This is a genomic window from Phyllobacterium sp. 22229 (assembly GCF_052056495.1).
GTDB lineage: Bacteria > Pseudomonadota > Alphaproteobacteria > Rhizobiales > Rhizobiaceae > Phyllobacterium > Phyllobacterium myrsinacearum.
On sequence record NZ_JBQEPA010000004.1, the window covers coordinates 114,985 to 139,525 of the forward strand.

The 24,541-nt window shown below is 57.6% G+C and carries 23 protein-coding genes; 14 read left to right on the forward strand and 9 right to left on the reverse strand.

All coding sequences use genetic code 11. The features are described 5' to 3' along the window. Window positions 1-25 precede the first annotated feature (25 nt). Together ACTJJ7_RS06135 and ACTJJ7_RS06140 are read right to left on the reverse strand one after the other, a co-directional pair. Window positions 26-1,108, reverse strand: a complete 1,083-nt coding sequence (locus ACTJJ7_RS06135; protein ID WP_130272426.1) for an acyltransferase family protein — start codon at window positions 1,106-1,108, stop codon at window positions 26-28. Window positions 1,109-1,434: 326 nt separating this feature from the next. Then, the gene (locus ACTJJ7_RS06140) at window positions 1,435-2,259 is read right to left on the reverse strand and encodes an IclR family transcriptional regulator (RefSeq protein WP_440966013.1); all 825 of its coding nucleotides are present in this window, start codon (window positions 2,257-2,259) and stop codon (window positions 1,435-1,437) included. Between the two features lie 158 nt (window positions 2,260-2,417). Between ACTJJ7_RS06140 and ACTJJ7_RS06145 the strand changes: the two genes are divergently transcribed. Genes ACTJJ7_RS06145 through ACTJJ7_RS06175 form a run of 7 tightly spaced genes read left to right on the forward strand, consistent with a single transcriptional unit; the run spans window position 2,418 to window position 9,032 of the window. Then, window positions 2,418-3,491, forward strand: coding sequence for an ABC transporter ATP-binding protein (locus ACTJJ7_RS06145; RefSeq protein WP_440966014.1), 1,074 nt, complete (start codon window positions 2,418-2,420; stop codon window positions 3,489-3,491). Next, entirely contained in the window at window positions 3,488-4,360 is an 873-nt protein-coding gene (locus tag ACTJJ7_RS06150) for an ABC transporter permease (protein WP_440966016.1), read from the forward strand. The genes ACTJJ7_RS06145 and ACTJJ7_RS06150 overlap by 4 nt, the downstream gene beginning before the upstream one ends. 4 nt (window positions 4,361-4,364) lie before the next feature. Beyond that, window positions 4,365-5,159 carry an ABC transporter permease gene (locus ACTJJ7_RS06155; RefSeq protein WP_440966017.1) on the forward strand — a complete coding sequence of 265 codons (795 nt, stop codon included), beginning with the start codon at window positions 4,365-4,367 and terminating at the stop codon, window positions 5,157-5,159. Further along, window positions 5,159-5,467 carry a (2Fe-2S)-binding protein gene (locus ACTJJ7_RS06160; protein WP_440966018.1) on the forward strand — a complete coding sequence of 103 codons (309 nt, stop codon included), beginning with the start codon at window positions 5,159-5,161 and terminating at the stop codon, window positions 5,465-5,467. Before ACTJJ7_RS06155 ends, ACTJJ7_RS06160 begins: the two co-directional genes overlap by 1 nt. Next, complete coding sequence (locus tag ACTJJ7_RS06165) at window positions 5,460-6,830, forward strand: FAD-dependent oxidoreductase (protein WP_440966020.1); 1,371 nt, start codon at window positions 5,460-5,462, stop codon at window positions 6,828-6,830. The genes ACTJJ7_RS06160 and ACTJJ7_RS06165 overlap by 8 nt, the downstream gene beginning before the upstream one ends. Next, window positions 6,827-7,993, forward strand: a complete 1,167-nt coding sequence (locus ACTJJ7_RS06170; protein WP_440966022.1) for an NAD(P)/FAD-dependent oxidoreductase — start codon at window positions 6,827-6,829, stop codon at window positions 7,991-7,993. Before ACTJJ7_RS06165 ends, ACTJJ7_RS06170 begins: the two co-directional genes overlap by 4 nt. After that, the gene (locus ACTJJ7_RS06175; protein WP_130272433.1) at window positions 7,977-9,032 is read left to right on the forward strand and encodes an ABC transporter substrate-binding protein; all 1,056 of its coding nucleotides are present in this window, start codon (window positions 7,977-7,979) and stop codon (window positions 9,030-9,032) included. The genes ACTJJ7_RS06170 and ACTJJ7_RS06175 overlap by 17 nt, the downstream gene beginning before the upstream one ends. A gap of 71 nt (window positions 9,033-9,103) precedes the next feature. Here ACTJJ7_RS06175 and ACTJJ7_RS06180 read toward each other — a convergent pair whose 3' ends face one another. After that, a complete protein-coding gene (locus ACTJJ7_RS06180) occupies window positions 9,104-10,027 on the reverse strand; it encodes a LysR family transcriptional regulator (RefSeq protein WP_440966024.1) in 924 nt (307 codons plus the stop codon). A gap of 208 nt (window positions 10,028-10,235) precedes the next feature. On the opposite strand from ACTJJ7_RS06180, the gene ACTJJ7_RS06185 reads away from it, so the two are divergent. From ACTJJ7_RS06185 to ACTJJ7_RS06215, 7 genes are all read left to right on the forward strand, one after another. Next, a complete protein-coding gene (locus ACTJJ7_RS06185; RefSeq protein ID WP_440966026.1) occupies window positions 10,236-11,525 on the forward strand; it encodes an ABC transporter substrate-binding protein in 1,290 nt (429 codons plus the stop codon). Window positions 11,526-11,527: 2 nt separating this feature from the next. Beyond that, window positions 11,528-12,472, forward strand: a complete 945-nt coding sequence (locus ACTJJ7_RS06190) for a carbohydrate ABC transporter permease (protein WP_440966028.1) — start codon at window positions 11,528-11,530, stop codon at window positions 12,470-12,472. Window positions 12,473-12,575: 103 nt separating this feature from the next. Continuing rightward, window positions 12,576-13,349 carry a carbohydrate ABC transporter permease gene (locus tag ACTJJ7_RS06195; protein ID WP_440966278.1) on the forward strand — a complete coding sequence of 258 codons (774 nt, stop codon included), beginning with the start codon at window positions 12,576-12,578 and terminating at the stop codon, window positions 13,347-13,349. Window positions 13,350-13,352: 3 nt separating this feature from the next. Continuing rightward, window positions 13,353-14,372, forward strand: a complete 1,020-nt coding sequence (locus tag ACTJJ7_RS06200) for a Gfo/Idh/MocA family protein (protein ID WP_440966030.1) — start codon at window positions 13,353-13,355, stop codon at window positions 14,370-14,372. Further along, window positions 14,369-15,481: a Gfo/Idh/MocA family protein gene (locus ACTJJ7_RS06205; RefSeq protein WP_440966031.1), complete on the forward strand. Its 1,113-nt coding sequence runs from the start codon at window positions 14,369-14,371 to the stop codon at window positions 15,479-15,481. The genes ACTJJ7_RS06200 and ACTJJ7_RS06205 overlap by 4 nt, the downstream gene beginning before the upstream one ends. Further along, on the forward strand, window positions 15,465-16,547 hold the full coding sequence (locus ACTJJ7_RS06210) for an ABC transporter ATP-binding protein (protein ID WP_440966032.1): 1,083 nt from the start codon (window positions 15,465-15,467) through the stop codon (window positions 16,545-16,547). The genes ACTJJ7_RS06205 and ACTJJ7_RS06210 overlap by 17 nt, the downstream gene beginning before the upstream one ends. Before the next feature lie 215 nt (window positions 16,548-16,762). After that, window positions 16,763-17,182 carry a GNAT family N-acetyltransferase gene (locus ACTJJ7_RS06215; protein WP_105734891.1) on the forward strand — a complete coding sequence of 140 codons (420 nt, stop codon included), beginning with the start codon at window positions 16,763-16,765 and terminating at the stop codon, window positions 17,180-17,182. On the opposite strand, the gene ACTJJ7_RS06220 is transcribed toward ACTJJ7_RS06215, so the two are convergent. The 6 genes from ACTJJ7_RS06220 to ACTJJ7_RS06245 are packed head-to-tail and all read right to left on the reverse strand — an operon-like array spanning window position 17,183 to window position 24,489. Then, window positions 17,183-18,298, reverse strand: a complete 1,116-nt coding sequence (locus ACTJJ7_RS06220; RefSeq protein WP_440966034.1) for an anhydro-N-acetylmuramic acid kinase — start codon at window positions 18,296-18,298, stop codon at window positions 17,183-17,185. A gap of 10 nt (window positions 18,299-18,308) precedes the next feature. Continuing rightward, complete coding sequence (locus tag ACTJJ7_RS06225) at window positions 18,309-19,346, reverse strand: serine hydrolase domain-containing protein (protein WP_440966036.1); 1,038 nt, start codon at window positions 19,344-19,346, stop codon at window positions 18,309-18,311. A gap of 3 nt (window positions 19,347-19,349) precedes the next feature. Beyond that, window positions 19,350-21,125: an ABC transporter ATP-binding protein gene (locus ACTJJ7_RS06230; RefSeq protein WP_440966038.1), complete on the reverse strand. Its 1,776-nt coding sequence runs from the start codon at window positions 21,123-21,125 to the stop codon at window positions 19,350-19,352. Then, the gene (locus tag ACTJJ7_RS06235) at window positions 21,122-21,961 is read right to left on the reverse strand and encodes an ABC transporter permease (protein WP_440966040.1); all 840 of its coding nucleotides are present in this window, start codon (window positions 21,959-21,961) and stop codon (window positions 21,122-21,124) included. Before ACTJJ7_RS06235 ends, ACTJJ7_RS06230 begins: the two co-directional genes overlap by 4 nt. Further along, complete coding sequence (locus ACTJJ7_RS06240; RefSeq protein ID WP_105734886.1) at window positions 21,961-22,920, reverse strand: ABC transporter permease; 960 nt, start codon at window positions 22,918-22,920, stop codon at window positions 21,961-21,963. The genes ACTJJ7_RS06235 and ACTJJ7_RS06240 overlap by 1 nt, the downstream gene beginning before the upstream one ends. A gap of 45 nt (window positions 22,921-22,965) precedes the next feature. Beyond that, the gene (locus ACTJJ7_RS06245) at window positions 22,966-24,489 is read right to left on the reverse strand and encodes an ABC transporter substrate-binding protein (RefSeq protein WP_440966042.1); all 1,524 of its coding nucleotides are present in this window, start codon (window positions 24,487-24,489) and stop codon (window positions 22,966-22,968) included. Window positions 24,490-24,541: the final 52 nt, after the last annotated feature.

Consider the following 24,541-nt stretch of genomic DNA (forward strand, 5'->3'; position numbering starts at 1 on the left):
GGTGCGTACTTGGCTGGTTTCAACGTCATATCACCATCTCGGGGCGCAGTGGCTTGCTTGCCGCTGTCAACCGTTTTGCAAAATTGATCATCCGCTTTTCCACGACCACAAACACGGCCCATGAGACCAAAATCGTAAGAAGAACGCACAGGCCCATAACAAACAGATCGCTCCACTGCCCGGTCAACGGAAAAACCCGGTAGACGAGCGTACAGACGATCCAATGGAACAGGTATATCGAATAGCTAATCTGACCGATGAACGAAAGGAACGCAAAATTTGGTCGCGCGCTCCAGACCGCAGCAATGAAAACAACAGCGGCAAGCGCATAGGCTCCCAGGACCGGTTGCAACCCAGCGATGACAAAACCATCGTCACGCCCAAGTGAAAAATCTGATATTGCCGCTATTGAAGCAAACTGAACACACAGCAGGCCGATCGCTGCCAGCCCGGCATATCGAACCTTTTCCACGATCGCCAGACGCAGCAGCAATCCGCAGAACAAGAATGACAGATGCAAGCCGATATATTGGACCGGAATGTTGGCAGAGAAATGAAGCCGAGCTAAAATCGGCAAGACTGTCGATGCCACGAGAAGAAGTCCAAACGCAAAGATCGCGCGAAAATCAAAGAGCAATCTGGTTGCAAACAATGCGGCTGCCAGGAAATAGAACACGAGCTCGATGAACAATGTCCAGTAAATACTGGAAAGCCAGGTTTTGCCGAACAAGGTCGGTGCCATCGTCAAGTTTGCGGTGATTGTCGTAAGACTCGGCGTGTTCCCGTCACTCCAGTACAGCACCGTGAGTGCGGCGATCGCCACCCATAGCGCCGGATAGAGCCGAAACAAGCGCGATATCGCAAATCTCTTGAGAGGCCGATCGCCGCGAATGCTGAACGGGACGACGAAGCCGCTGATCAAAAAGAATAAAACGACGCCGAAGCGTCCGAGGTCGATATTGTCGATCGACTGGCTTGCGAAGCTGAACAAAGGACCTGGTCCTGCAGCGCTGCTGCGCAGTAGATCGCCGAACATATGTTGAACCAGAACAGAGAGCGCAGCGATGGCCCGCAGGCCATCGATATGTGATAGTCGGTTTAATGACATGGTCGATCATTCAGCAGTTAGAGAAAATTGTCAGCCTAAAGCAACGAACCGTTACCCGACCCCCAGCCAACACCGCACATTCCCCGAAATGTCGCGTCATGTTGTCGTCTTTGAATATTCTAGTTTTACCCTACCAGCCAATTATTATCCGTTGCATCAACAATTCAATCAAATTGTCTTAACCTGCAGCAACGCATTTGACAGCAGAGCACTGAGTATTTGCAGCTGGCTTTTCGAGCGGTGTCAAGCGGTATTGAGCGAGATGGCTCATCGGCTACCCCATTCTGTTCCTGCCGAAGAAATAATGCCACGGGATGCCCCAAAGTCTAACGCGAGAGCGCCTGGCTGGGATAACGCAATGCCGGATCAAAGGGATTAAGCTTGGCGCTGATCGCAGCCGCCTCTGACTTCAAAAGTTCCGTCATGGTAGCGCGGCGTGCGTCAGTCAGCCGGTCGGACAGTGTACCGATACTGAGAGCGGCGACCGCACTGCCCTTGTTGTCAATGATGGGCACACCAAGACCCGCCATGCCTGCGATCATGTCGAAATTGATATGGGCCGCTCCCAAGCGCCGCACTTCCTCAATCTTGATACGCAAATCGACCTCGTCGATCTGCGAGCGGTCAAGAATGCGGGGCATATTGAATTGAATGATTGCGTCACGTTCCGGTTCCGGCAGAAAGGCCAGAATGGCAATACTCCCCTGACCAATTCCAAGCGGCACCTTCCCGCCGATATCCCCGGTAAAGGAGCGTATCGGGAAGGGGCCTTCCACGCGGTCCAGGCAGACAGCATCAAAATTGCTGCGCACGAGAAGAAACACCGTGTCATTCAGGGTTGCCGAGAGCCGCAGGAGTGACGGCCTTGCGATCTCCAGAATACCATCGCGGCGGCGCGCCTGAGCAGCCATTGAAAAGAACTCAAGTGACAGGCGATACAATTTGCTGCCCGGCAGTTGCTCGACCAGGCTCTCTGCAACCAGCGATTTCAGCAAGCGATGGGCCGACGGTTGATTCAACCCGACAGTCACGGCCATATCCTTCAGGCGCATGCCCTCTGCCGGCCCGCGTGCGAGTGCCCGCATGAGATTTACGGCCTTGTTCAGGCTCGTGCTTGTCTCGATCTGCTCTTTCATTTCCGCGACCATCATTCCCCTAATGTGCAATATAATTTTGCATTCCGAAATTTTTATTATTTTTATTCCAAAATACAAGATTCTAATTGCTGAACCTTGCGAATTCCGGTCACTAATAGTGAAACTGCCACACAGCAACCACGATGGCGGATCTGAATACAGGGGATTGCGGCATGGGATTTTTGCAACTCGAGCAGGTTTCCAAACTTTATGGAGAGTTTGCGGCTGTTCGCGATTTTGATCTGGAAATCGAAAGGGGCGAATTCATTTCGCTGCTGGGGCCATCCGGTTGCGGCAAGACAACGACCCTCCAGATGATTGCAGGACTGGTGACGCCGACAAACGGCAGAATTACCCTCGATGGCCGGGATATCACACGGGAGAAACCGGCCAGACGCGGCCTTGGCGTTGTCTTCCAGAGCTATGCGCTCTTTCCGCACATGACCGTTGCACAGAATGTCGCCTTCGGCCTGGAAATGCGAAAAGTTGCAAAGGCTGAGCGTGACAGACAGGTTGCGGAAATCCTTTCGCTGGTCAAGCTGACCGCCCTTGCCGACCGTTATCCGCGTGAAATGTCCGGCGGCCAGCGCCAGCGGGTGGCCATCGCCAGGGCGCTGGTGATCAAGCCGCCCGTATTGCTTCTCGACGAACCCCTCTCGAATCTCGACGCAAAACTGCGCGAAGAGATGCAATTCGAACTGCGCCGCATTCAGCGCGTCGTCGGCATCACCACGATCATGGTAACCCACGACCAAGCGGAAGCCCTGTCCATCAGCGATAGAGTCGTGGTGATGGAAGGTGGAAAGATCACGCAGGTCGATCATCCCTACAGCCTGTACGAACATCCGAAGAACAACTTCATTTCCTCCTTCGTCGGCAAGTCGAATTTTCTGGCCGCCCGGGCGATGAATGAAGCAACAGGCGTATCGCTGCTCGTTGACAACACGGATCTGAAAATTCCGGCAACCGGCAGCTATCCCGGCGGCGAACTTTGCCTGTCGGTCAGGCCGGAAAAGATCCGCTTGACGGATCCCGCCGGCGCCATGCTGCACGGACCGGTATCGAGCCGTTACTTTCTCGGGAACCACTGGCTTCTCAGCGTTTCGACCCCGGCGGGCGAAATATCCGTTGCGGTGGCCAATCTCGGCGCTCCCCCGCCATCCGAGGGAGACATCACGGGATTAACGTGGAACATCGAAGAATGCCGGGTATTGGCCGCAGAACAAGAAAGCGCTCTGCAATCATGACGGGCGCTGCAACCAGAACCCCGCCGCGTCCGCTGGCACCGTTCCTTCTCGCAGCACCGGCGACATTGCTCTTTGTCGGGCTCATTCTTTTGCCCCTCGCATTGACAGCCGTTCTGTCATTCAATGTCTATGATTACAGCAGCGGGGTGCGAAACCAGTACACAACGGCAAACTATCTGACCGTTCTCCAGGATCCCTACTACCTCGCCATATTCTGGCGGACACTGCGTCTTGCCTTGCTCACCACGGTGATCGCGGTCCTCCTGGGAACACCGGAGGCCTATATTCTCACGCGTATGGGCAAGCCATGGCGCTCGATCTTCCTGCTGGTCATCATCGGGCCGCTTTTGGTGTCCGTCGTTGTCAGGACCTTTGGCTGGAGCATGCTGCTCGGCCGCGACGGCCTCGTCAACCACGCATTGGCCGTGCTCGGCCTTGAGCCGGTACAACTGCTTTATACGGAAACGGCCATTGTCATCGCGCTCGTTCACATCATGCTGCCCTTCATGGTCATTCCGGTGTGGACGGCCTTGCAGAAGCTTGATCCGACGGTTGAGGCTGCCGCCCTGTCGCTGGGCGCTTCGCGGTTTACCGCGTTGCGGCGGGTTGTCTTTCCCCAGGCAACGCTCGGCATTCTCTCCGGCAGCCTGATCGTTTTCGGGCTTTCGGCCAGTGCCTTTGCCATCCCGGGCCTGCTTGGCGGACGGCGGCTCAAAATGGCTGCGACCGTGGTCTACGATGAATATCTGATCGAGCTGAACTGGCCGCTCGGCGCGGCGATCGCCATCATCGTGCTCCTGGCCAATCTTGCGATCATGCTGGCCTACAACCGCATGGTGGAGCGTCAGGCAAAGCGGAGGCTCGGATAATCCCATGCAGAAGAACGGCCCCTTTGCCCTCGCATTTCACACGCTGATCGTGCTTTTCGTGCTGGCACCCCTGATTGTGGTCTGTTTTGTCGCCTTCACGCCCCAGAACACGCTTTCCCTGCCATGGAATGGCCTATCCCTGCGGTGGTTTGCGGCGGTCTTCCATCATCCCGACTTCGTCGCCTCGTTCTGGAACAGCGCGCGTCTGGCGTTGTTTTCGGCAACCATCTCCACAATGCTCGCCGTGCCCTCAGCGCTTGCCATCACCCGCTATTCGTTCAGAGGCAGGGATGCACTCAATGCCCTGTTTCTGTCGCCGCTCATCATTCCACATCTGGTGATTGGCGTGGCATTCCTGCGCCTCTTTTCGTTCATCGGTGCAACCGGTTCATTCGGCTGGCTCGTGGCCGCCCATGTGATGGTGATCATGCCCTATGCCCTCCGCCTGATATTGGCCGCCCTGAACGGCATGGACCTCAGCGCTGAAATGGCGGCGCGTACGCTTGGTGCCGGTGAGTGGACCGTGTTCCGGCGCATCACCTTCCCGATGCTCCTGCCTGGCATCAGCGGCGGATGGCTGCTCGCCTTCATCAACAGCTTTGACGAACTGACCATGTCCATCTTCGTGACTGCGCCATCAACGGTCACCCTGCCGGTGCGCATGTACATGTATGCGAGCGAGTCAATCGATCCGATGATGGCCGCTGTCTCGACCCTGATGATCGCTTTGACAGGTGTGACGATGATCATCCTCGACAGGTTGTTCGGGCTTGATCAACTGCTGGTTGGAAAAGGCTGATGGCGACGCATTATTCCCGGCCCCAGTTTCAGCGTCACTTCAGACGCGATGAAGCGCATATCCCGTTTACGATAGATGGCACCGCCTACTCGGGACGGCGCGGCGACACGGTGCTCGTGGCCATCATGTCGGTGACCGGCCAGTTGCGCAGGAGTGAATTCACCAGCGAACCGCGTGCAGGGTTCTGTCTTATCGGAGCGTGTCAGGATTGCTTCGTGACCCTTGCCTGCGGAACACGGGTGCGCGCGTGCACCACGCCGCTCGAGGCACATATGGCGTTTACAACAAGAGAATCCGGCAATGAATGAGACTGCATCCGTTGTTGTTGTCGGAGCCGGGCCCGCAGGAATCTGCGCCGCCAAAGCGCTTGTCGCCGCGGGGCTGCGTCCGGTTGTAATTGACGAAGGTTTGCGTGCCGGTGGCCAGATCTACCGCCGCCCGCTCGTCGATGACGGCCGCAGTGCAACCGATCTTTATGGTTCGGAAGCGGCCAAAGCCACCCGACTGCACCGGGAGTTCGATGCTCTGCTCCCGTCCATCGACTACCGGCCGCAGACACTGGTCTGGAATATTGCGGACAATCAGCTCCACCTCACCGCAAATGGAGTGCATCAACGGATCGGTTTTCAAAACCTGATCCTGACGACCGGCGCCACGGACCGCGTGCTGCCTTTTCCCGGCTGGACATTGCCAGGCGTCTATACGCTGGGCGCAGCCCAGACCGCGCTGAAAGCGCAGGGCTGCACCATCGGCAAGAGGGTCGTCTTCCTCGGATCAGGCCCGCTTCTCTACCTGGTTGCCTGGCAATATGTGAAGGCTGGCGGCGATGTGGCCGCCGTGCTCGACACAGCTCCGTTTGCGGCCAAGCTCAATCTTCTCTCCGCTATCCGGTTCGATCCGCGTCTTGTGCTTACAGGCATGTCCTACGCAGCAAGGCTCGTGCGCCGCGGGGTAAAGCTTCACTACAACGTTCGTCCAACGGGCGTGAACGGCTCTCAACATGTCGAGGGGTTGAGTTTTAAGTCAGGCGCAAAGACGCATTCCATAGCGTGCGATGCAGTGGCTTATGGTTTTGCACTTCGCGCCGAAACACAATTGGCTGACCTTGCAGGCTGTCCATTCCGCTTTGATGACAGGGATCGTACCTGGCTGCCGGTAACGGACGATGCAGGCCGCACAAGCTGCAAAGGTATTTACCTTGCCGGTGATGGCAGCGGCATTGCCGGCGCCGATGCCGCGGAGATTTCCGGTGAACTTGCCGCCCTCGCCGTGATTCAGGATTCCGGAATGGCTGCTGATCCCCGGCGCATGTCCGTGCTTGCCGGAGCGCGCCAGCGCAAAGCCAAATTGAGAGACATTCTCGAAAAGGCATTTCCCTTTCCGCAAAACTGGTTTGACCAGATTCCCGGTGCGACAACACTCTGCCGCTGCGAGGAAATCACCGTTTCCTCCGTTATCGACACCGTGCATGGAAACGACCTTCGCGAGCTCAACCGGCTGAAAGCGCTGAGCCGCGCCGGCATGGGCCGCTGTCAGGGCCGTATGTGCAGCGCGGCCATGGCTGAAATCCTTGCCTCGACGCAAAAGCTCAAACTCGCAGAGATCGGCCGCTTGCGGGCGCAGGCGCCCATCAAGCCGCTGCCGCTGTCTCTGCACGAGGCTGGCTCATGACCCGGCGTTTCTCCGCGGATGTGGCCATCATTGGCGGCGGCCTTGTTGGCAGTTCGGCCGCGCTTGCACTGCGCTTGGCGGGTCTCTCGGTCATCCTCATGGATAAGGGCTTTTGCGGGGCGCAAGCGAGCGGCGTGAACTATGGCGGCGTGCGGCGTCAGGGCCGCCCGATGGGCCAGCTGCCACTCTCGCAACGGGCACACCAGATCTGGCCGCAACTAAACGCTTTGATCGGGATCGATGGAGAATACCAGCGCAGCGGCCATCTGAAACTCGCGCGCACGCCGGAGGATTTCGCAAAGCTCGAACACTACGCGGAAACCGTAAAATCCTTTGGTCTTGATCTCGAGCTCTACACCGGCGCGATGGCGAAAGCCCGTTTCCCATGGCTGTTCGGAAACGTCGCCGGCGCTTCGCTGAGCCCGGACGACGGACAGGCCAATCCCCGGCTGGTGTCGCCAGCCTTTGCCAAGGCAGCACGGGATGCCGGGGCGATTGTCCTTGAACACACCGCTGTTCATGCGGCCGTGCACACAAATGACGGGTTTGCCCTCCAGGCGGGCGTAGATTGCGAAATAACCTGCCGCTTCCTCATCAACAGCGCCGGTGCCTGGGCCAACAAAATTGCCGCCGGTTTCGATGAACCAGCGCCGCTCTCGCGCATCTATCCCTCGATGGTCGTGACCGAGCCTCTGGCACCGCGATTGCCCGTCAGCCTGGGCGAAGAAGGCGGCGGCTTCTACTGCCGGCAGGTGACGCGCGGAAACTATATCATGGGCGGCGGACGTGGTTACGCCCTTGCCGACCCCGATTTTTCCCGCCCATCCACGACAGCGGCGCTCTCCGTCATGAAACGGGCCACCACGCTTTTCCCGCATCTTGCCGGCGCACATGTGATCCGGTTCTGGTCGGGGACGGAAGGACAGCTTCCCGACAACAATCCCGTCATTGGCCCCAGCGGCACGACACCGGGACTTTTTCATGCATTCGGCTTTTGCGGCGCCGGTTTTCAGGTGGCACCGGCAGTGGGTGCCGTTTTGTGCGACCTCATCACATCAGGCGAAACAGCAACGCCGATCGATGCCTTTTCGATTGAACGCTTCCGGAACATGTCTTCACAACACAATGAGAAAAAGGGAACTCACAATGAAATGGTTGAATAATTGCCTGGTATCCACGATCACCCTGACCGTGGCTGCTTTTGCCGCCTCGCACGCGCAGGCTGAAACGAAAACGCTCTATGTCGGGATGAATGGCGGGAATTACGAGCGCACATTCACCCAGGATGTCTTTCCTGAATTTGAAAAGGCCAATGACGTCAAGGTGGTCGTCGTGCCTGGCACATCCGCCGATATTCTTGCCAAGGCAACCGCCGCCAAGGACAATCCGCAGATGCACGTCATGTTCCTGGACGACGGTGTCATGGTCCGGGCGATTGGCACGGGCCTGTGCCAGAAACTGCAGGCATCCCCTGTTCTTGGCGACATCACGCCCGGAGCACGCATGAAGGACGACATGGCCGTCGGCATTGACATGGGTATGACCGGCCTTGCCTACAACAAGCAGATGTTCGACCAGAACGGCTGGAGTGCACCCACATCGTGGATGGATCTTGCCGATCCCAAATTCAAGGGCAAGGTTGTCTTCCAGTCGGCTTCCGTCTCGACCTTTGGTCTGCATGCGTTTCTGATGTTCAACCGGATCCAAGGCGGCGATGAGAACAATGTCGAACCGGGATTCGAAAAATTCGCCGATACAATTGGCAAGAATGTTCTTGAATATATCTCCAGTTCGGCAAAAATCTCGGAAATGGTCCAGACTGGCGATGCCGCGATCTTCCCGCTGACACCGACTGCCGTCAACAATCTGAAGGAAAAGGGCATTCCAGTCGAATATGCCCAGCCGAAAGAAGGCTCGGTCGTATTGACGGTTTCCGAGTGCGTGATCGCCAACAACAGCGAACCGGAACTCAGCCAGAAACTGGCCCAGTATCTTCTCTCCGCCGAAGCACAGGCCAAGGCGCTGGACAAGGGGAATATCGTCCCTTCCAACGTCAAGACGCGTGCGGGAACAGCGGGAGGAGAAGAAAAATTGACGGCCTTCCAGACCTATATGGGCAACGCCAAGGTTGTGGACTGGGACGCAATCAACAAAAACCGGCCGGAATGGAACAACCGCTGGAACCGCAAGATCGAACGGTAAACCATGGCGTAGTGAGCGCGGCATGGATCAGGCTGCGCTCACTGCTTTGATGGACAAGGAGGCCCGTACCATCAAGCTGTTGACAATACCCGGGCGGCGGCCGCCTTTATATCGTCGATCAACCGGCTGACAAACGCGTCTTCCATTCGCTCGTGCAGAACATAAATGCCCACATTGAACCTCTCGAGCACGTTCTCGTCTTCAACAATGACGGGATAGACGTCCCGTTGCCTGAACGTGTGCGACATCACGGCCGAGTGACAGAAGACCGCATCCGTCTCCTTGATGTAATCAAGACAAGCCGCCAATGAGTTGGAGGCAAATGCAAACTTGTAGGCATTGGAAGCGATGTCGGCCCGCTCCCTGACATTGTAGCCAAAAAGCCTCAAGTGCCGTGTTTCCGGCGAGTTGCTGACCACAGCCGGATACTCCTCCAATTCGGCCAGTCTTCGCGGCTTATCGAGCAGTGGGTGACCCGCCCGGACAAAATAACCATTGTGCACCTGTGTCAGCGGGAGGAAGGTCGTCCCTGTATCCCGCGCCATGCCCTTCACCTCATGGCCGATGAAAAGGGAAGTATCGCCGGAGAGCAACTGATCCATGCAGCGCAACTGATTACCGATGCTCACATAAATCGGCGCATTTGGATTTCTCCGGCGATAATCAAGGATAAGGTCCTTGAGGAAAAGTGACCACCAGGAATAGCCGGTGCCGATATTCAGACCTTGCTCACGGCGCGCGCGCTGTTCCTCGATGGACGCGATTGTATTGTCGTAGAGGCGGCGCATGACACGGGTGTTTTCATACAGCGTCTCGCCGTAACTGGTGAGGGTAATGCCGCGCGAGGTGCGCACAAACAGGGGCACACCAAGGCTATCTTCCAGCTTTTTCATGTTGAATGTCAGCGTGGGCTGGGTCACGAACAATGTGGTTGCCGCCCCGCTGATGGTGCCGGCTTCCGCGATAGCAAGAAACTGCTGGAATACCTTGTCCATGACATTTGCTCCCCTCTGAGGACCGGTGAGGTAGCTGCCAGCGCGTTTGCTTCCGGCATCCACACGATGATGACTCGGCGTCATGATATAGATTTTATCTATAATACGATGCTCATTTCGTATTTTTCCATAGTCTGGTGACCTGTTACTGTTGCGTGCCGTCATCCGGTGAGGAGACCGATGCCGGCTCGTTTCAGTGGGAGGCACTATGAACGGACAAATCGACAGGCGTCATTTTCTCAAGGCGACAAGCGCATGGCTGGCAATGGGAGCCATGGGGAGCCGGATGGCCTTTGCAGAAGGCAATAATCTGCGTCTCATCTTCTGGGGAAGTCAGACGCGAGCCCAAGTCACCAACGCAGCCGCGGACCTCTACGCAAAGAGAGAGGGTGGCAGCGTTCAAAGCGAGTTCCTGTCATGGAACGATTACTGGCCAAAATTGGCCACGCAGACCGCCGGCGGCAACGCGCCTGATGTGCTGCAGATGGATTACCGCTACATCGTGGAGTACGCTTCGCGTCAGGCGATTGCACCGCTTGATGAGTTCATCGGCGACGCGCTCAATCTCGGTCAATTCGACAAGGATCAGCTCGCGGGCGGCTCAGTCGGCGGAAAATTGTATGGCATCAGTCTCGGGGCGAATTCATGCGCCACGATGATCAATACGGATGCCTTCCAGGAAGCAGGCATTGCGGTTCCGACAAACGCCCTTACCTATGACGGTCTTCGCGACATTGGCGCGGCGTTCAAGAAAGCCAATATACGCGGCGGCATCAGGGCGATTGCAGATACATCCGGGCTTGAGCCGGTTCTGGAAAACTGGCTGCGGCAGCGTGGCAAGGCGCTCTACACGGCAGACGGCAAACTTGCATTCGATGCGGACGATATTGTTCAGTGGTTCAAATTGTGGACTGAGCTGCGCGATGCCGGAATCTGCGTGACCGCGGAAGATCAGGCGCTCGACACGGGTTCGCTCGAGACCTCGATGCTTGTGACCGGCAAGGCTGCGATGTTCCCCGCCAATTCCAACCAGCTTGTAGCCTTGCAGGCGCTCGTCAAAGACAAGCTCGCACTGTGCGGTTATCCGCGCGTCGCGGCAACCACGGGCGGCGGCCACTACCGCAAGCCGGCCATGCTGTTCTCCGTCGCCGGTTCATCCAAGCAAAAGGCGGCAGCGGCCAAGTTCATCAGCTTTTTTGTCAGCGACCCTGATGCTGCCAAGCTGCTCGGTACGGAGCGGGGCATCCCCTGTTCGGCTGCCGCGCGCGAGGCCATTGCAGCGACGCTCAACGAAAACAGCCGGATGGCACTCGACTTCGTCACCAATCTCGGTGACCTGCTTGGACCAATTCCTCCGTCGCCGCCGAAAGCTGCAGGGGAGATCGAACTCTCTGTCCTCAGAACCCTCAGCCAGGAAGTCGCATTCGGGACCAAGACACCCGAAAAGGCCGGGCCTGAATTTGTTGCACTTGCCAATGATCTGCTGAGCAGGGGCTGACCATGGACATCACCGCCTCTAATCCAGCTGCCCGCACAAACCGGCGGGCAGCAACAGGAGAGCTGTCACGCGGTTTTGGCTCCAGGGAACGCTACGGCTATCTGTTCCTGGCTCCCTGGTTCATTGGTTTCTTCGGCTTGTCAGTCGGGCCGATGATCTGGTCCTTCTATCTGTCATTCACAAACTTCGATCTGTTGACCGATCCCAAATGGGTCGGCGCCAGCAACTACATCCGCATGTTCACGACCGATCCGAAATTCATGACGTCCATGCGCGTCACCCTGTTCTTCGTCGTCCTCTCCGTGCCGCTGAAACTGATCGCGGCCTTGACCGTCGCCCTGTTGCTCAACCGCGGCATGAAGGGCTTGCCGATCTACCGCGCCCTGTTCTACCTGCCGTCGCTTTTGGGAGCCAGCGTGGCAATCGCCATACTCTGGCGGCAAATTTTTGCGGGCAACGGGCTGGTCAACAAATTTCTGGCGCTGTTCGGCATAGCCGGGCCAAGCTGGATATCCAATCCCTCCTATTCCCTCTGGACGCTCATCATCCTGTCGGTTTGGCAGTTTGGCTCGCCGATGATCATTTTTCTCGCTGGCCTGCGGCAAATTCCTGCAGATGTGTACGAGGCTGCCAGCCTTGATGGTGCCGGACGCTGGCGGCAGTTCATCAAGATCACTTTGCCCCTGCTGTCCCCGGTGGTTTTCTTCAATGCGATCATTCAGACCATAGAAGCGTTCAAGAATTTTACGCCGGCCTTCATTATCTCCGGCGGTACCGGCAATCCCATCAACTCGACCCTGTTCTATACGCTTTACCTCTATCAGGAGGCATTCGGCTTCTTCCGCATGGGCTACGCCTCGGCGCTTGCCTGGGTTCTTCTTGCGCTCGTTGCGATCTTCACCGCCTTTGCCTTCCTCACAGCGAAGTATTGGGTGCACTATGACTGACACCGCAAAGCAACCGGCTGTAGTGCCAGAGGCGTCACAGAGCGCGCGAAAATATCTGACATTGGGCGCAACGCATATCGTCCTGATCATCGCCTGCGTGGTGATGCTGTATCCGCTTCTGTGGATGCTGGCGGCCTCCTGCCGTCCCGAGCAGGAGATATTCACATCGGTCAGCATCTGGCCGTCATCCTGTCGTTTTGATGCCTATGTCCGTGGATGGAGCGGACTGAAGGTTGGTTTCGAGACCTTCTTCAAGAACTCGCTCGTTATTGCGCTGTTGTCGGTGGCGGGCAACGTGCTCAGTTGTTCCATGGCGGCTTATGCCTTTGCCAGGCTGGAGTTCCGGGGGCGCAACTTCTGGTTCGCCCTCATGCTGATGACCATGATGCTGCCCTATCAGGTCACGCTCATCCCGCAATATGTGCTGTTCCGGCACTTGGACTGGGTGAACACCATCCTGCCGCTGGTTGTCCCGAAGTTTCTCGCGGCCGACGCCTTCTTCATCTTCCTGATGGTGCAGTTCTTCCGCGGGCTGCCCAGGGAATTGGACGAGGCCGCCATGATGGACGGCTGTTCGCCCTGGCGGATTTACTGGAAGATTATCCTGCCGCTTTCAACGCCGGTGCTGGCGACCGCAGCAATCTTCACCTTCATCTGGACGTGGGACGATTTCGTCGGCCCCCTCATCTATCTCAGCGACATGCGGCAATACACCGTGATGCTGGGGCTTCGCACCTTCACGGACTCAACCGGCATTTCCGACTACGGCAGCCTCTTTGCCATGTCGGTTCTGTCCCTTGTGCCAATCTTCGCCTTTTTCCTCTTCTTCCAGCGTCTTCTGATCGAAGGCATCGCAACCACAGGAATGAAACGATAAGCCATGTCCCATCTGAATTTTGCAGCCATTGGCATCAATCACAGCCATATCTACGGTCAGGTTGAGTGCCTGAAACGGGCGGGAGCGCGTTTTGTCTCCTTTCATGCGCAGGAAGATGATCTTGCCACCGCATTTTCCAGCAAATTTCCGGAAGCCACACGCGTTGCCGATCCGCGCGCGATTTTCGACGACCCGTCCATCCAGATCATAACCACTGCCGCAATTCCGGCCGAGCGCGCCGCGATATCGATTGCCGCCATGCAGCATGGAAAAGATGTTCTATCCGACAAGCCGGGAATGACAAGCTTTGAACAGCTGGCGGACATTCGGGCGGTCCAGAAGGCCACCGGGCGAATATACAGCGTCCTGTATTCCGAGCATTTTGAGGTGCCGGCGACGGTCAAGGCGGGCAGCCTTGTCGCTCAAGGAGCGATTGGCGAGGTTATCAACACCGTCGGTCTCGGGCCCCACGCCATCCGCAACAATCACCGGCCCGACTGGTTCTTTGACAGAGCACAATACGGCGGAATTCTCTGCGATATCGCCAGCCACCAGTTTGAACAGTTTCTGTTCTTTTCCAATGCGATCGACGGGGAAATCATTTCGGCCACCGTTGCCAACCGGGGCAATGCGGCTCAACCCGGCCTGCAGGACATCGGCGATGTCCACATGAAGACAGAACGTACATCCGGCTACGTCCGCGTTGACTGGTTTACACCGCAGGGACTTCCCACCTGGGGCGATGGCCGCCTAACCATCCTCGGCACGGAAGGATATATCGAGCTTCGCAAATATATCGACATCAATGGACGCCCTGGCACGGACCACCTTTTCCTGGTCAACGCGGACGGCGTCCAGCATATGGACTGTACGGCCGTGGACCTGCCCTTTGGACGGCAATTCCTTGATGACGTGCGCAACCGGACCGAAACGGCCATGCCGCAGGAACGATGCTTCAACGCCATGAAACTTGCCTTGACCGCTCAGCAACTGGCCGAGCGCGGTACGGAGTGGAATCAATGACACGCCTCAGAACAGTCGCCGTCGTCGGATGCGGTATCGGCAGAAGCCATATTGTCGAGGGATATGTTCCCAATGCCGACAAATTCAGGCTTCTCGCCATCTGCGACATTGACGAGATAAAAATGCACGCGCTTGCGGATGAATTCTCCGTCGAGCGCCGGATTGCTGATTTCGACGACCTGCTGGCCATGGACGATCTTGATATCATCGATATCTGCACGCCGCCGAAACTACACTTCCCGATGGTCATGAAAGCGCTGAAGGCGGGGAAACACGTCATCTGCGAGAAGCCCCTCGTCGGGTCGCTGTCCGAGGTGGATCAGGTTATCGCCCAGGAGAAATTGTCCAAGGGCCGCCTGATGCCAGTGTTCCAGTACCGCTTTGGTGATGGGATCGAACAGGCAAAGGCCATTATCGACGCCGGCATCGCGGGAAAACCGTTCATCGGTTCCGTCGAAACATTCTGGACGCGCGGACCGGACTACTACGAAGTGCCGTGGCGCGGCAAATGGGCGACGGAACTCGGCGGCGTGCTGATGACGCATGCCATCCATCAGCATGATCTGTTCAATTATCTAATGGGCGATATCAAACGTCTGTTTGGCCGGGTCGCCACCCGGGTCAACAAGATCGAGGTGGAAGACTGCGTCACTGCCTCGATTGAACTGACCAACGGCGCGCTTGCCAGCTTCACCGCCACCCTGGGCTCCGCCGATGAAATCACCCGTATCCGTCTCACCTTCGAGCATGTAACGTTCGAAAGCGACCACGAGGCCTATAACCCCGGCGCAAAACCCTGGGTTATCCTGCCACGGGATCAGGCAACGAAGGACAAGATCGACGCCCTGCTCAAAGACTGGAAACATGTTCCGTCGCGCTTCCAAACACAAATGGCACGGTTCTTCGATGCGCTTGAAAATGATAGCGCGCTTCCGGTGACAAGTGCCGATTCACGCAGGGCACTCGAATTGGTCACCGCATTCTACTACTCATCACTGACGCATCAGGACGTGGAGTTGCCGATTCCGAACGACCACCCGAACTATGAAAGCTGGATTCCCGCCGCATTCCGGCAGACAGATGAGGTGCCGCATGGCAACCGCAGTTGAGCTCCAGAATGTTGTAAAGAGCTACGGTAATCTGCAGGTCATCCACGGGGTGAACCTGACGATCGATCCCGGCGAATTCACTGTCTTCGTCGGTCCGTCAGGTTGCGGCAAGTCGACATTGCTGCGGATGATTGCAGGTCTCGAAGCCATCAGCGACGGGGATCTGCTGATTGACGGCGAGCGCATGAATGCCGTCACGCCGTCAGAGCGGGGGATTGCGATGGTTTTCCAGTCATACGCGCTCTACCCCCATATGAGCGTCTACAAAAATCTTGCCTTTGGTCTTGAAACGGCGCGGCTGCCGCGGGCTGAAATAGCAAAACGGGTGCAGCGGGCCGCTGAGATCCTGCAAATTGAACCGCTGTTGAACCGCAAGCCGAAGCAGCTCTCCGGCGGACAGCGCCAGCGTGTTGCCATTGGCCGTGCCATCGTGCGCGAACCGAAAATTTTCCTGTTCGACGAACCCCTGTCAAACCTTGACGCGGAGCTGCGGGTTCAGATGCGCGTGGAGATCGCCAAGCTCCAGCAGCGACTGGGCAACACGACGATCTACGTCACCCATGACCAGGTCGAGGCGATGACCATGGCGGACAAGATCGTTGTCCTGCGCGATGGCAGGATCGAACAGGTCGGTGCGCCCCTTGATCTGTACAATCATCCGCGCAACCTGTTTGTCGCCGGCTTTATCGGCTCGCCGAAAATGAACTTCCTGCAGATCTCTGCCGCCGGGATCGAGGCCGATGCTAACGCAACTGGATCAGCGGCGGCCGGCCGGCAGGACGTGCCGATGACACTGGGTATCCGTCCTGAACATATCAGCATAGACCCAAACACCGGTGCCGCCCTTGGTTCGCTGAAAGTCGTGCTGGTCGAGAGCCTGGGCGGTCAAACCGTGGTCTACGCGACCGCGGCGAACGGACAAACCATTACGGTTGTTCTCGATGGACAGGTTGCAGTTGGAGAAACGCTGGAGGCATTTTTTGATCCGGCCAAGGCCCATCTTTTTGCTGCCGACGGCAATGTGGTGGCGGGTGCTCGCCTGCCACACATCATCACGCTCGCGTGACGGATATGGGCGGTTCGGTGGTTTGCGTCACGCGTTTCCACGCCGATACGGCGGTGCGTCAGGTCATGATCAACCACAGCTGAAGGCCACATCGGGCAAAATGGGATCGGCATCAACGCTCTTTGCAGAAAGGAATAAAATATCCATAACGCATTGAAATCAGGAATATATTATTCTAGCCTGATGTTACTGATCTGACTTGTCCATGCGGTAGAATGAACATCCATCTCGAAGTCACAGAAACTCCCTCGCCAACCGATCTCAAATTCCTGGGAGATCAGCTGACGGCATTCAACGACAGCGATGTCGGACCGAGCCAGAGAATGCCACTTGCGGTCTTTGTGCGCGATGAAAGCGATAGGGTTGTCGGTGGAATATCGGGCTACACCGCGTGGGGATGGCTCTATATCCAATGGTTGTGGGTGGATGAGAGTTTTCGCGGACAGCACATGGCAGGCAGAATGCTTGCTGTCGCAGAACGAGAAGCGGCGAAACGCGGATGCCATGGCGCTTATATTGATACCTTCAATCCAAGTGCCGCGAAGACTTACCTGAAGCAGGGATACCAGACCTTTGCCACCCTGCCTGATTTTCCGATGGGGCGTAACCGCATCTTCCTGCAGAAACGGCTCTGACTAACCTGCGACGCGTCCACCACACGTAGGCTCGCGAACGCCTGTCGTCGTCGGAAAACTGATCGGCAGGTCCCTGAGGACGCGCACCGCAAGAAAACCAAAGCATTCCGCTTCGACCGCGTCGCCGCGCAAACCCAAGGCTTCGGCGGACACAACTTCGACGCCGGCACGATCCGCAAGCATGGCCATGATCGCCGGGTTGCGGCGGCCGCCTCCGCAAACCACCAGCCGCCGGGGCCGTTGCGGCAAGAGATCGAGCGCTTTCCCGACGGCCGATGCGGTAAATGCCGACAGAAGTGCCGCCCCATCCCGTGCATTGAGGCCATCGGCCATTTCTGCGCCAAAGTCGAAGCGGTCCAATGATTTTGGATAAGGGGCTGTCAAATAAGGATGCTGCAGGAGCTTGGAAAGGCGTTCTTCGTCAACTGTTCCGGCCAAAGCCAGAGCACCGTCGCGATCCATTTCACCCAGCCCTTTCGACTTGACGAAATCATTGAGCGGCGCATTGGCAGGCCCGGTATCAAATGCGATGAAACCACCGTCGCCGTCCCACCAGGTGACATTCGCGACACCGCCCAGGTTCAGCATCGCGGTGTCATTTCCAACCCCGGCAGCCTGCAGCAGCGCGGCATGATAGGCCGCTGACAAAGGAGCGCCCTGCCCGCCCATGCGCATATCCGCCGAGCGGAAATCATAGGCGACTTTCGTTCCAAGAATGGCGCTCATCAATTCGCCATCGCCAAGCTGTCGGGTTGCACCGGGACGGCCTTCTTGCGGTGCGCGGTGCAGGACAGTCTGGCCGTGAAACCCGACGATGCCGATGTCGGCCATTGTGAGGCCGGCACCATTGACCAAATCCTGGACCGCTGCCGATTGCGCGCGCGTCAGCGCCTCTTCGGCTTGCCGGAAGATCACCGGTTCGGGGCCGTTGAAATTCCAGACACGGGCCTGGTTCAACGTCTCCTCCAGCAGAACTCGAACGGATGCGTCGTAGGGGGTCAGCGCGTAAGCGCCGAACGCCTCTATGCGTTCGCCATCGGTTTTGATCAGGGCAACGTCAATATTGCCATCAAGTACTGTGCCGGTCATCAGGCCGACGGCCCATATTGGTCCCATGGTTGAATTCCTACGATCCGTTGACGAGATTGCCGACTTCTTGCCGAAGCAAGGCTATTCCACTGTCGAAATGGCGCGTCGGATGAATGCGGTTGGTGAGCAGTGTCCATGCCCTGCCTTTGTCGAAATCAATCCACAGGCCGGTGCCGGTGAAGCCCGTATGACCGATTGTATCTGCAGAACACAATCCACCACCGGACCAGTCGTCATACGGCCGCTCCCACCCATGCGTGCGTTTGGCGGACAGAGGTTCTTTCATAAGCGCAATCGCACCCTCGGATGCTCCGGTTCCATCCAGCAGACCTTGCGCGAAATCCAGGACGGAATGGGCCGTTCCGAACAGTCCGGCATGACCAGCCCCCTGCAAGGCGGCACAATTGTCGTCATGCACCTCGCCCGAGAGCACCCGGTGCCGCCAGGTACAATCCTCGGTGGCCGCTGCAGCATCAGGGGCAGCAGAGAATGCAAAGCCTGGCCCCGGATCAATGTCACGGATGGAGCGTTTGGACAGGCGCTCCAGTACAAAGCCCAGAAGAATAAAGTTGATATCGGAATAGACCGGTTCCCCGGCCGGCCATTCGCGCTGCAGGATGAAACTGCGCAGCAAATCCGAATCGCGGCCATAGGTATAGATGGGGGCAACAGCTGGTAACGGCGTTTGATGCCCAAGACATTGCCGGAATGTGATTTTCCGCTCCCAGGCGTTCGCATCATACTGGCGCAGATCCGGCAATACGGAAATGAGCGGTGCGTCGAGGTCAATAATACCCGCTTCCGCCAAAGCAAGGATACGCGGCGTCGTAAAGATGACCTTGGTCAGCGATGCAAGGTCGAACCATGTGTCGACCCGCATCGGTCTGATATTCGGAATGCGTTGAGCTGAGCCAATCGCCTGGATAATCCGGCGCTGATCCCGATCAACGATGCCGAACACGCCCCCCGGAATGCGGCCGGCTGCCACGGCATTGGCGAGCGGTGCAAACGCGCGATTGAACAATTGCGAAAGCGCGGTATTGGCGAATTGTTGGGTGCGATCGGATACAGGCATGATCTATCCCGCCGTTTGCGAATGTGTTGGAGCTTCGGCACGTGCCTTGTGATCGGCACCAAAATGTGTCCAGTCGGCCGGGCCGGGTTCAAAACCCGGCTGGCGTACCAGGGACGGAACCTGCCGCGTATCCAGTTCAAAGTGCTCCTTGCGGCGGCTGACCGTCGGAACGGCGGCAATGAGCCTTTGTGTGTAGGAATGCTGCGGATTTGCCAGCACCGCGGCGGCACGGCCGATTTCAACAATCTGTCCGGCATACATCACGGCAATCCGGTGGGCGATCCGCTCGACAACGGCCATATCATGCGAGATGAACAGATAGGCCAGGTTGAACTCCCGCTGCAGGTCCACCAGCAGTTCCAGGACCTTGGCCTGCACAGACACGTCCAACGCCGAAACAGCTTCATCGAGGACCACAACGGCTGGATTCAGCATCAACGCCCGGGCAATGCACAATCGCTGGCGTTGACCGCCGGAGAATTCATGCGGATAGCGGTCAAGACTGTTGATCGGCAGGCCGACACGTTCGATCAGCATGGACATTCTTTCGCGCGTCCGGCCATCGAGCCGCCCGCCTGCGGCGATCACCGGCTCCGCAAGAATGCTCTCAACGGAGAGCCGCGGATTGAGCGAGGCATAGGGATTCTGGAACACCATCTGCACCGGCCGCTGGCTTCGCCGCGCGGAGGCTTCCTGCGTGATGGCAGAAAACGTTCCGCGCGTGGACTTTGTCAGGCCCAGAATGGCGCGCGCCGTCGTTGATTTCCCCGAACCGCTTTCACCAACGATTGCCAGCGTTTCCCCAGGCATCAGATCAAAATCCACACCCTCTACCGCGTGAACCGCACCAGCTGGGCGGCGAAAAATACCCGACGTAACCGGAAACCGCACCGTAAGACCGTCAACCCTGAGGGCTGGGACGGCCGGCGCCTCCTCACTGCTGCGCTTGCCGTCGGTACGCGCTGCCTGCCCGCTGGCGAAATGCGGGACGGCGTGCAGGAGATGTTGCGTATAGGGATGTTGCGGGCGATCGAGTATCTGGTTCAACTCTCCCTGTTCCACTGCCAGCCCGTTCTGCATCACCATGACCCTGTCAGCAATTCCCGCGACCAGACCAATGTCATGCGTGATGAAGATCATCGACATCCCGGTTTCCCGCTTCAATTCTGCAAGAAGCGCCATGATCTGTGCCTGCACGGTGACATCCAACGCCGTCGTGGGCTCATCGGCAATCAGCAGACGAGAGTTGCATGCCAAAGCCGTTGCTATCATCACGCGCTGGAGCATGCCGCCGGACAGCTGGTTCGGATAATAGTTCAAGCGTCGCAAAGCGTCGGGAATCCGCACGCGATCGAGCGCGTCCTTTGCCGCCGCATGCGCCTGCTTTCCGGTTAAGCCCCGATGGAGGCGAAAGGACTCTTCAATCTGTGTGCCTATGGAAAGCACGGGGTTGAGCGATGTCATCGGTTCCTGAAAAATCATGCCGATTTCAACGCCGCGCACTTTTGTCAGCTGCAGTTCCGTCGCGGCTGTCAGGTCCAAAATGCTGTTGTCCGCCCGTGTCAGCTTTATGGAACCGGAGACGATGCGGCCTCCGCCGAAATCAACGAGACGATTGATCGACAGCGCCGTGACTGACTTTCCGGAACCGCTCTCGCCGACGATGGCCAGTGTTTCACCGGCGGCCACATCAAAGCTTACGCCGCGCACAACCGGATTGATTTCAGTATCGCGGCCAAAGCCGACGCGCAGATCACGGACAGAGAGTAACGGGCTCATGGGTTTGACCTCCGCATTCTCGGATCAAGGATATCGCGCAGCGCATCACCGAGCAGGTTGAAACCAAGGATGCTCACCATGATTGCAAGGCCGGGGAAGATCAGCAACCATGGAGCTGTCTCCATCAGATTGCGGCTATCGCTGAGCATCAGACCGAGCGACGATGCGGGCGGCTGGGTGCCGAGCCCAAGGAAACTGAGGCCCGCTTCCGTCAGAAGAGCCCATGCCAGCGCCAGGGTGATCTGAACCGTCAGCGGCGCCACCAGATTGAGCAGGAGATGTCGCGTCAGGATATATGTGCGACTGCTGCCGAACGTGCGCGCCGCGTCAACGAAATCACGCGCCTTCAGCGACAGGGCTGGGCCGCGCACGACACGGGTGAATATGGGCGTGTAGACAATCCCGATCGCCACAATACTGGTCCAGGTTCCCGGTCCGACAATGGCCACGACCAAAAGGGCGAGAAGAATGGCTGGAAATGCCAGCAACACATCCATCAGGCGCATGATGATGCCGTCCATCCGATGGCCGAACCATGCCGCGGCCAGGCCAAGGACAGTTCCCGCGAGCGATGCAAAGGCAACCGACAGGAAGGCGACGGTAAAGGACTGCCCTACCCCGCGCATGAGACGGCTGGCGACATCCCGGCCAAACAGGTCGGTGCCCATCCAATAGGTGATGGTGGGAGAGTGCAGACGGTCCAGGCGGTTCTGCATCAAGGGGTCATGCGGTGTGAAGCCCGTGAGGCCGAGCAAGGCGATCACGAGGTAGAGCATGACGATGATCCCGCCTATTCTGCCGCTTGTGTGTCCAAAGATGGCGCGGAGAATGCGCATTACCGTTCTCCCAAACGAATACGGGGATCAAGCGCCGAATAGGCAAGGTCGACCAGAAGATTGACGACCATGAAGTTGAAGGCAATGAACAGCACGCTCCCCTGCAGCAGGGCATAATCCCGCTGCAATATCGCGTCGAGAACCACGCGTCCCAATCCTGGCAGCGCATAAATCTTCTCGACCAGAACGGCGCCGCCCAGCAGATAACCGAATTCCATACCGCTGAGGGTGACGACCGGGATGAGCGCGTTCGGCAGCGCGTGCCGCCAGATGACACTGCGCGCCGGCGCCCCCTTGCTGCGTGCGGTCCTCACATAATCATCGCTCAGAACATCGAGCATGGCCGAACGGGATATGCGGGTGACGGAAGCGGCAAATGCCAATCCAAGCGTGATGGCCGGAAAGATCAACTGGCTGAGGTTGCGCAGCGGGTCCTGCCAGAAGGGCGAAAACTCTCCCATCGTCGGCAGCGCGCCGAAGCCGACGGACAGCACATAGATAATCAGAAGGCCGACAACGAAGCTCGGTGTGGACTGGCCGATCATGGCAAAGATGCGCACCGCCAGATCGGATGGCCTGCCATTGTGGGTGGCTGCAAATACTCCTGCCGGAAGACCAACCGCAAGCGCGATGATCATGGAAAGAAAAGCCAGCTCCAAAGTCAGGGGAAAGCGATCCAGTATCACGTCGAGAACCGGTTTTCCGTAGGCGACCGAGATACCCAGATCGCCGCGGAAAAGCCCGAGCAGCCAGTGCCAGTATTGAACGAGCCAGTTCTGGTCGAGGCCGAAATAGGCCGTCAACGCCACACGCTGCTGCGGCGTCAGCAACCCTGCCTCCGTCCCCAGCATTGCCGTGATGGAATCGCCGGGAACGAGACGGATCGCAACGAACACAAGTATTGAGACGCCGATCAAAACCAGCGGAAACGTCACCAGACGCCGTGTAAGATAACCCATCCAGAAACGTCTCCGGGTAAGAAGTGATCGGCAATCCCGGCCCAGCTATTGCTGAACGGTCACCTTGCTGAGGCCGAAAAGCGAACCGATGGGCGTTCCAGTAAAGCCCTGGACACTCTTCTGCTGCGCCGTATAGCTGTAGGAGGTATAGAGCCAGATCCACGGAGACATCTCCGCCAGATGTTTTTCGAAATCGCCGAAAATGGCCTTGCGTGCTGCGGGATCGGTCTCGGCACGGCCCTTCTGCATGAGGCCATCCAGGGTATCGTCGATGTAATTTGCGACCTTCTGCAGGTTTCCAGTCTTGGTCCAGTAGCGGCTGTACATCGAATAGGGATCAGCACTGCCGCCATTGAGGGCAACAGCCATGTCGAAATCACCTTTCAGCCATGTATCGACATAGACATTCAGTTCCATGACCTTGATATCGAGTTTGACGCCGATTTCGGCCAACTGTGACTGAATGATCTGCGCTTCTGCGGCGGCCGTTGGCGGTTCGCCGGTTGCCGCAATGACCGTGGCCGAGAAACCCTTCGCATATCCTGCGTCGGCCATGAGTTTCTTGGCTTTCTCGACATCCCGCTTGTAACAGAACAGACTATTGGGATCGGTTGCAAAGGATGGTGTTGTTATCGGGCCTGTCACTTTGCCTTCCCCCAGCGAAGCCGTATCGAGAACTTCCTTCCGGTCGATGGCACAGGAAATGGCCTGCCGCACCGCAAGTTCGGTCATTGGCTTGCGCGACGGATTAAGCTGCAGCACGTGATAGGCAAGAACCGGCGCACGATTGAGAACAAGGCGGTCCTCGCGCGGTATGAGCGTTGCGATCAATGGATCATTCAGCAGCGCAAAATCGATCTGGCCGGTGCGCATGGCTGCCAGGATCGCTGTCTCGTCGGGAAGAACGCTGATGTTGATGCCCTCGATACCGGTTGCGCCTCCCGCCCACATTTTGTTGGCAACCAGTATCTCGCGGGAATTCGGGTCCCACTTCTCAAGCTTGAAGGGCCCGGAGCCAACCGGCGTCGTGTTGATCGCCCCTTTTGCAATCTCGCCTGCGGAAACGATGGCCGCATTCAGATTTGTCATCGCCGTCAGAATTGGCACGTCAGGCTGAGAAAGATGAAAAACCACCGTGTGAGGATCGACAGCATCGATACTGGCAATCGACAAGAAGTTGGCCCGCGCCACCGCTCCGGTCGCCTCATTGAGTATGCGCTCAAATGACGCCTTCACATCCGCCGAGGTGACCGGCTCGCCGTTCTGGAATTTTGCATTCGGATTGAGCTTGAAGGTCAATTCCGTACCATTGGACGAAAATTGCCAGGAATCGGCAACAGCCGGAACAATCTGCAGATTGGCATCCAGGCGCACGAGCGGCTCATAAATGAGCTCGAGCAACCTTATGGAGGAGAAAGCGGTCTGCTTGTGCGGATCGAGCCCTGTTGCATCCTGCGACCAGGCCATGCGCAGCGTTGCCGCGCTTGCTGGCGAACCAACCATCGCCGCGCCAAGGGCTGCAGCTGTTGCAAGACAAGAAACCAGTTTCGCTGTTGAACGCCTTTTCATTTTTCTTTTTCCCTCTGGAGCTATTTTGAGCGGCCTTATGGACGCTTGATTC

Bases quoted from the DNA above. Each gene is read 5' to 3' on its own strand.
- ACTJJ7_RS06135 (WP_130272426.1), bottom strand. From the start codon at position 1,108: ATGTCATTAAACCGACTATCACATATCGATGGCCTGCGGGCCATCGCT.
- ACTJJ7_RS06140 (WP_440966013.1), bottom strand. From the start codon at position 2,259: ATGATGGTCGCGGAAATGAAAGAGCAGATCGAGACAAGCACGAGCCTG.
- ACTJJ7_RS06145 (WP_440966014.1), top strand. From the start codon at position 2,418: ATGGGATTTTTGCAACTCGAGCAGGTTTCCAAACTTTATGGAGAGTTT.
- ACTJJ7_RS06150 (WP_440966016.1), top strand. From the start codon at position 3,488: ATGACGGGCGCTGCAACCAGAACCCCGCCGCGTCCGCTGGCACCGTTC.
- ACTJJ7_RS06155 (WP_440966017.1), top strand. From the start codon at position 4,365: ATGCAGAAGAACGGCCCCTTTGCCCTCGCATTTCACACGCTGATCGTG.
- ACTJJ7_RS06160 (WP_440966018.1), top strand. From the start codon at position 5,159: ATGGCGACGCATTATTCCCGGCCCCAGTTTCAGCGTCACTTCAGACGC.
- ACTJJ7_RS06165 (WP_440966020.1), top strand. From the start codon at position 5,460: ATGAATGAGACTGCATCCGTTGTTGTTGTCGGAGCCGGGCCCGCAGGA.
- ACTJJ7_RS06170 (WP_440966022.1), top strand. From the start codon at position 6,827: ATGACCCGGCGTTTCTCCGCGGATGTGGCCATCATTGGCGGCGGCCTT.
- ACTJJ7_RS06175 (WP_130272433.1), top strand. From the start codon at position 7,977: ATGAAATGGTTGAATAATTGCCTGGTATCCACGATCACCCTGACCGTG.
- ACTJJ7_RS06180 (WP_440966024.1), bottom strand. From the start codon at position 10,027: ATGGACAAGGTATTCCAGCAGTTTCTTGCTATCGCGGAAGCCGGCACC.
- ACTJJ7_RS06185 (WP_440966026.1), top strand. From the start codon at position 10,236: ATGAACGGACAAATCGACAGGCGTCATTTTCTCAAGGCGACAAGCGCA.
- ACTJJ7_RS06190 (WP_440966028.1), top strand. From the start codon at position 11,528: ATGGACATCACCGCCTCTAATCCAGCTGCCCGCACAAACCGGCGGGCA.
- ACTJJ7_RS06195 (WP_440966278.1), top strand. From the start codon at position 12,576: ATGCTGTATCCGCTTCTGTGGATGCTGGCGGCCTCCTGCCGTCCCGAG.
- ACTJJ7_RS06200 (WP_440966030.1), top strand. From the start codon at position 13,353: ATGTCCCATCTGAATTTTGCAGCCATTGGCATCAATCACAGCCATATC.
- ACTJJ7_RS06205 (WP_440966031.1), top strand. From the start codon at position 14,369: ATGACACGCCTCAGAACAGTCGCCGTCGTCGGATGCGGTATCGGCAGA.
- ACTJJ7_RS06210 (WP_440966032.1), top strand. From the start codon at position 15,465: ATGGCAACCGCAGTTGAGCTCCAGAATGTTGTAAAGAGCTACGGTAAT.
- ACTJJ7_RS06215 (WP_105734891.1), top strand. From the start codon at position 16,763: ATGAACATCCATCTCGAAGTCACAGAAACTCCCTCGCCAACCGATCTC.
- ACTJJ7_RS06220 (WP_440966034.1), bottom strand. From the start codon at position 18,298: ATGGGACCAATATGGGCCGTCGGCCTGATGACCGGCACAGTACTTGAT.
- ACTJJ7_RS06225 (WP_440966036.1), bottom strand. From the start codon at position 19,346: ATGCCTGTATCCGATCGCACCCAACAATTCGCCAATACCGCGCTTTCG.
- ACTJJ7_RS06230 (WP_440966038.1), bottom strand. From the start codon at position 21,125: ATGAGCCCGTTACTCTCTGTCCGTGATCTGCGCGTCGGCTTTGGCCGC.
- ACTJJ7_RS06235 (WP_440966040.1), bottom strand. From the start codon at position 21,961: ATGCGCATTCTCCGCGCCATCTTTGGACACACAAGCGGCAGAATAGGC.
- ACTJJ7_RS06240 (WP_105734886.1), bottom strand. From the start codon at position 22,920: ATGGGTTATCTTACACGGCGTCTGGTGACGTTTCCGCTGGTTTTGATC.
- ACTJJ7_RS06245 (WP_440966042.1), bottom strand. From the start codon at position 24,489: ATGAAAAGGCGTTCAACAGCGAAACTGGTTTCTTGTCTTGCAACAGCT.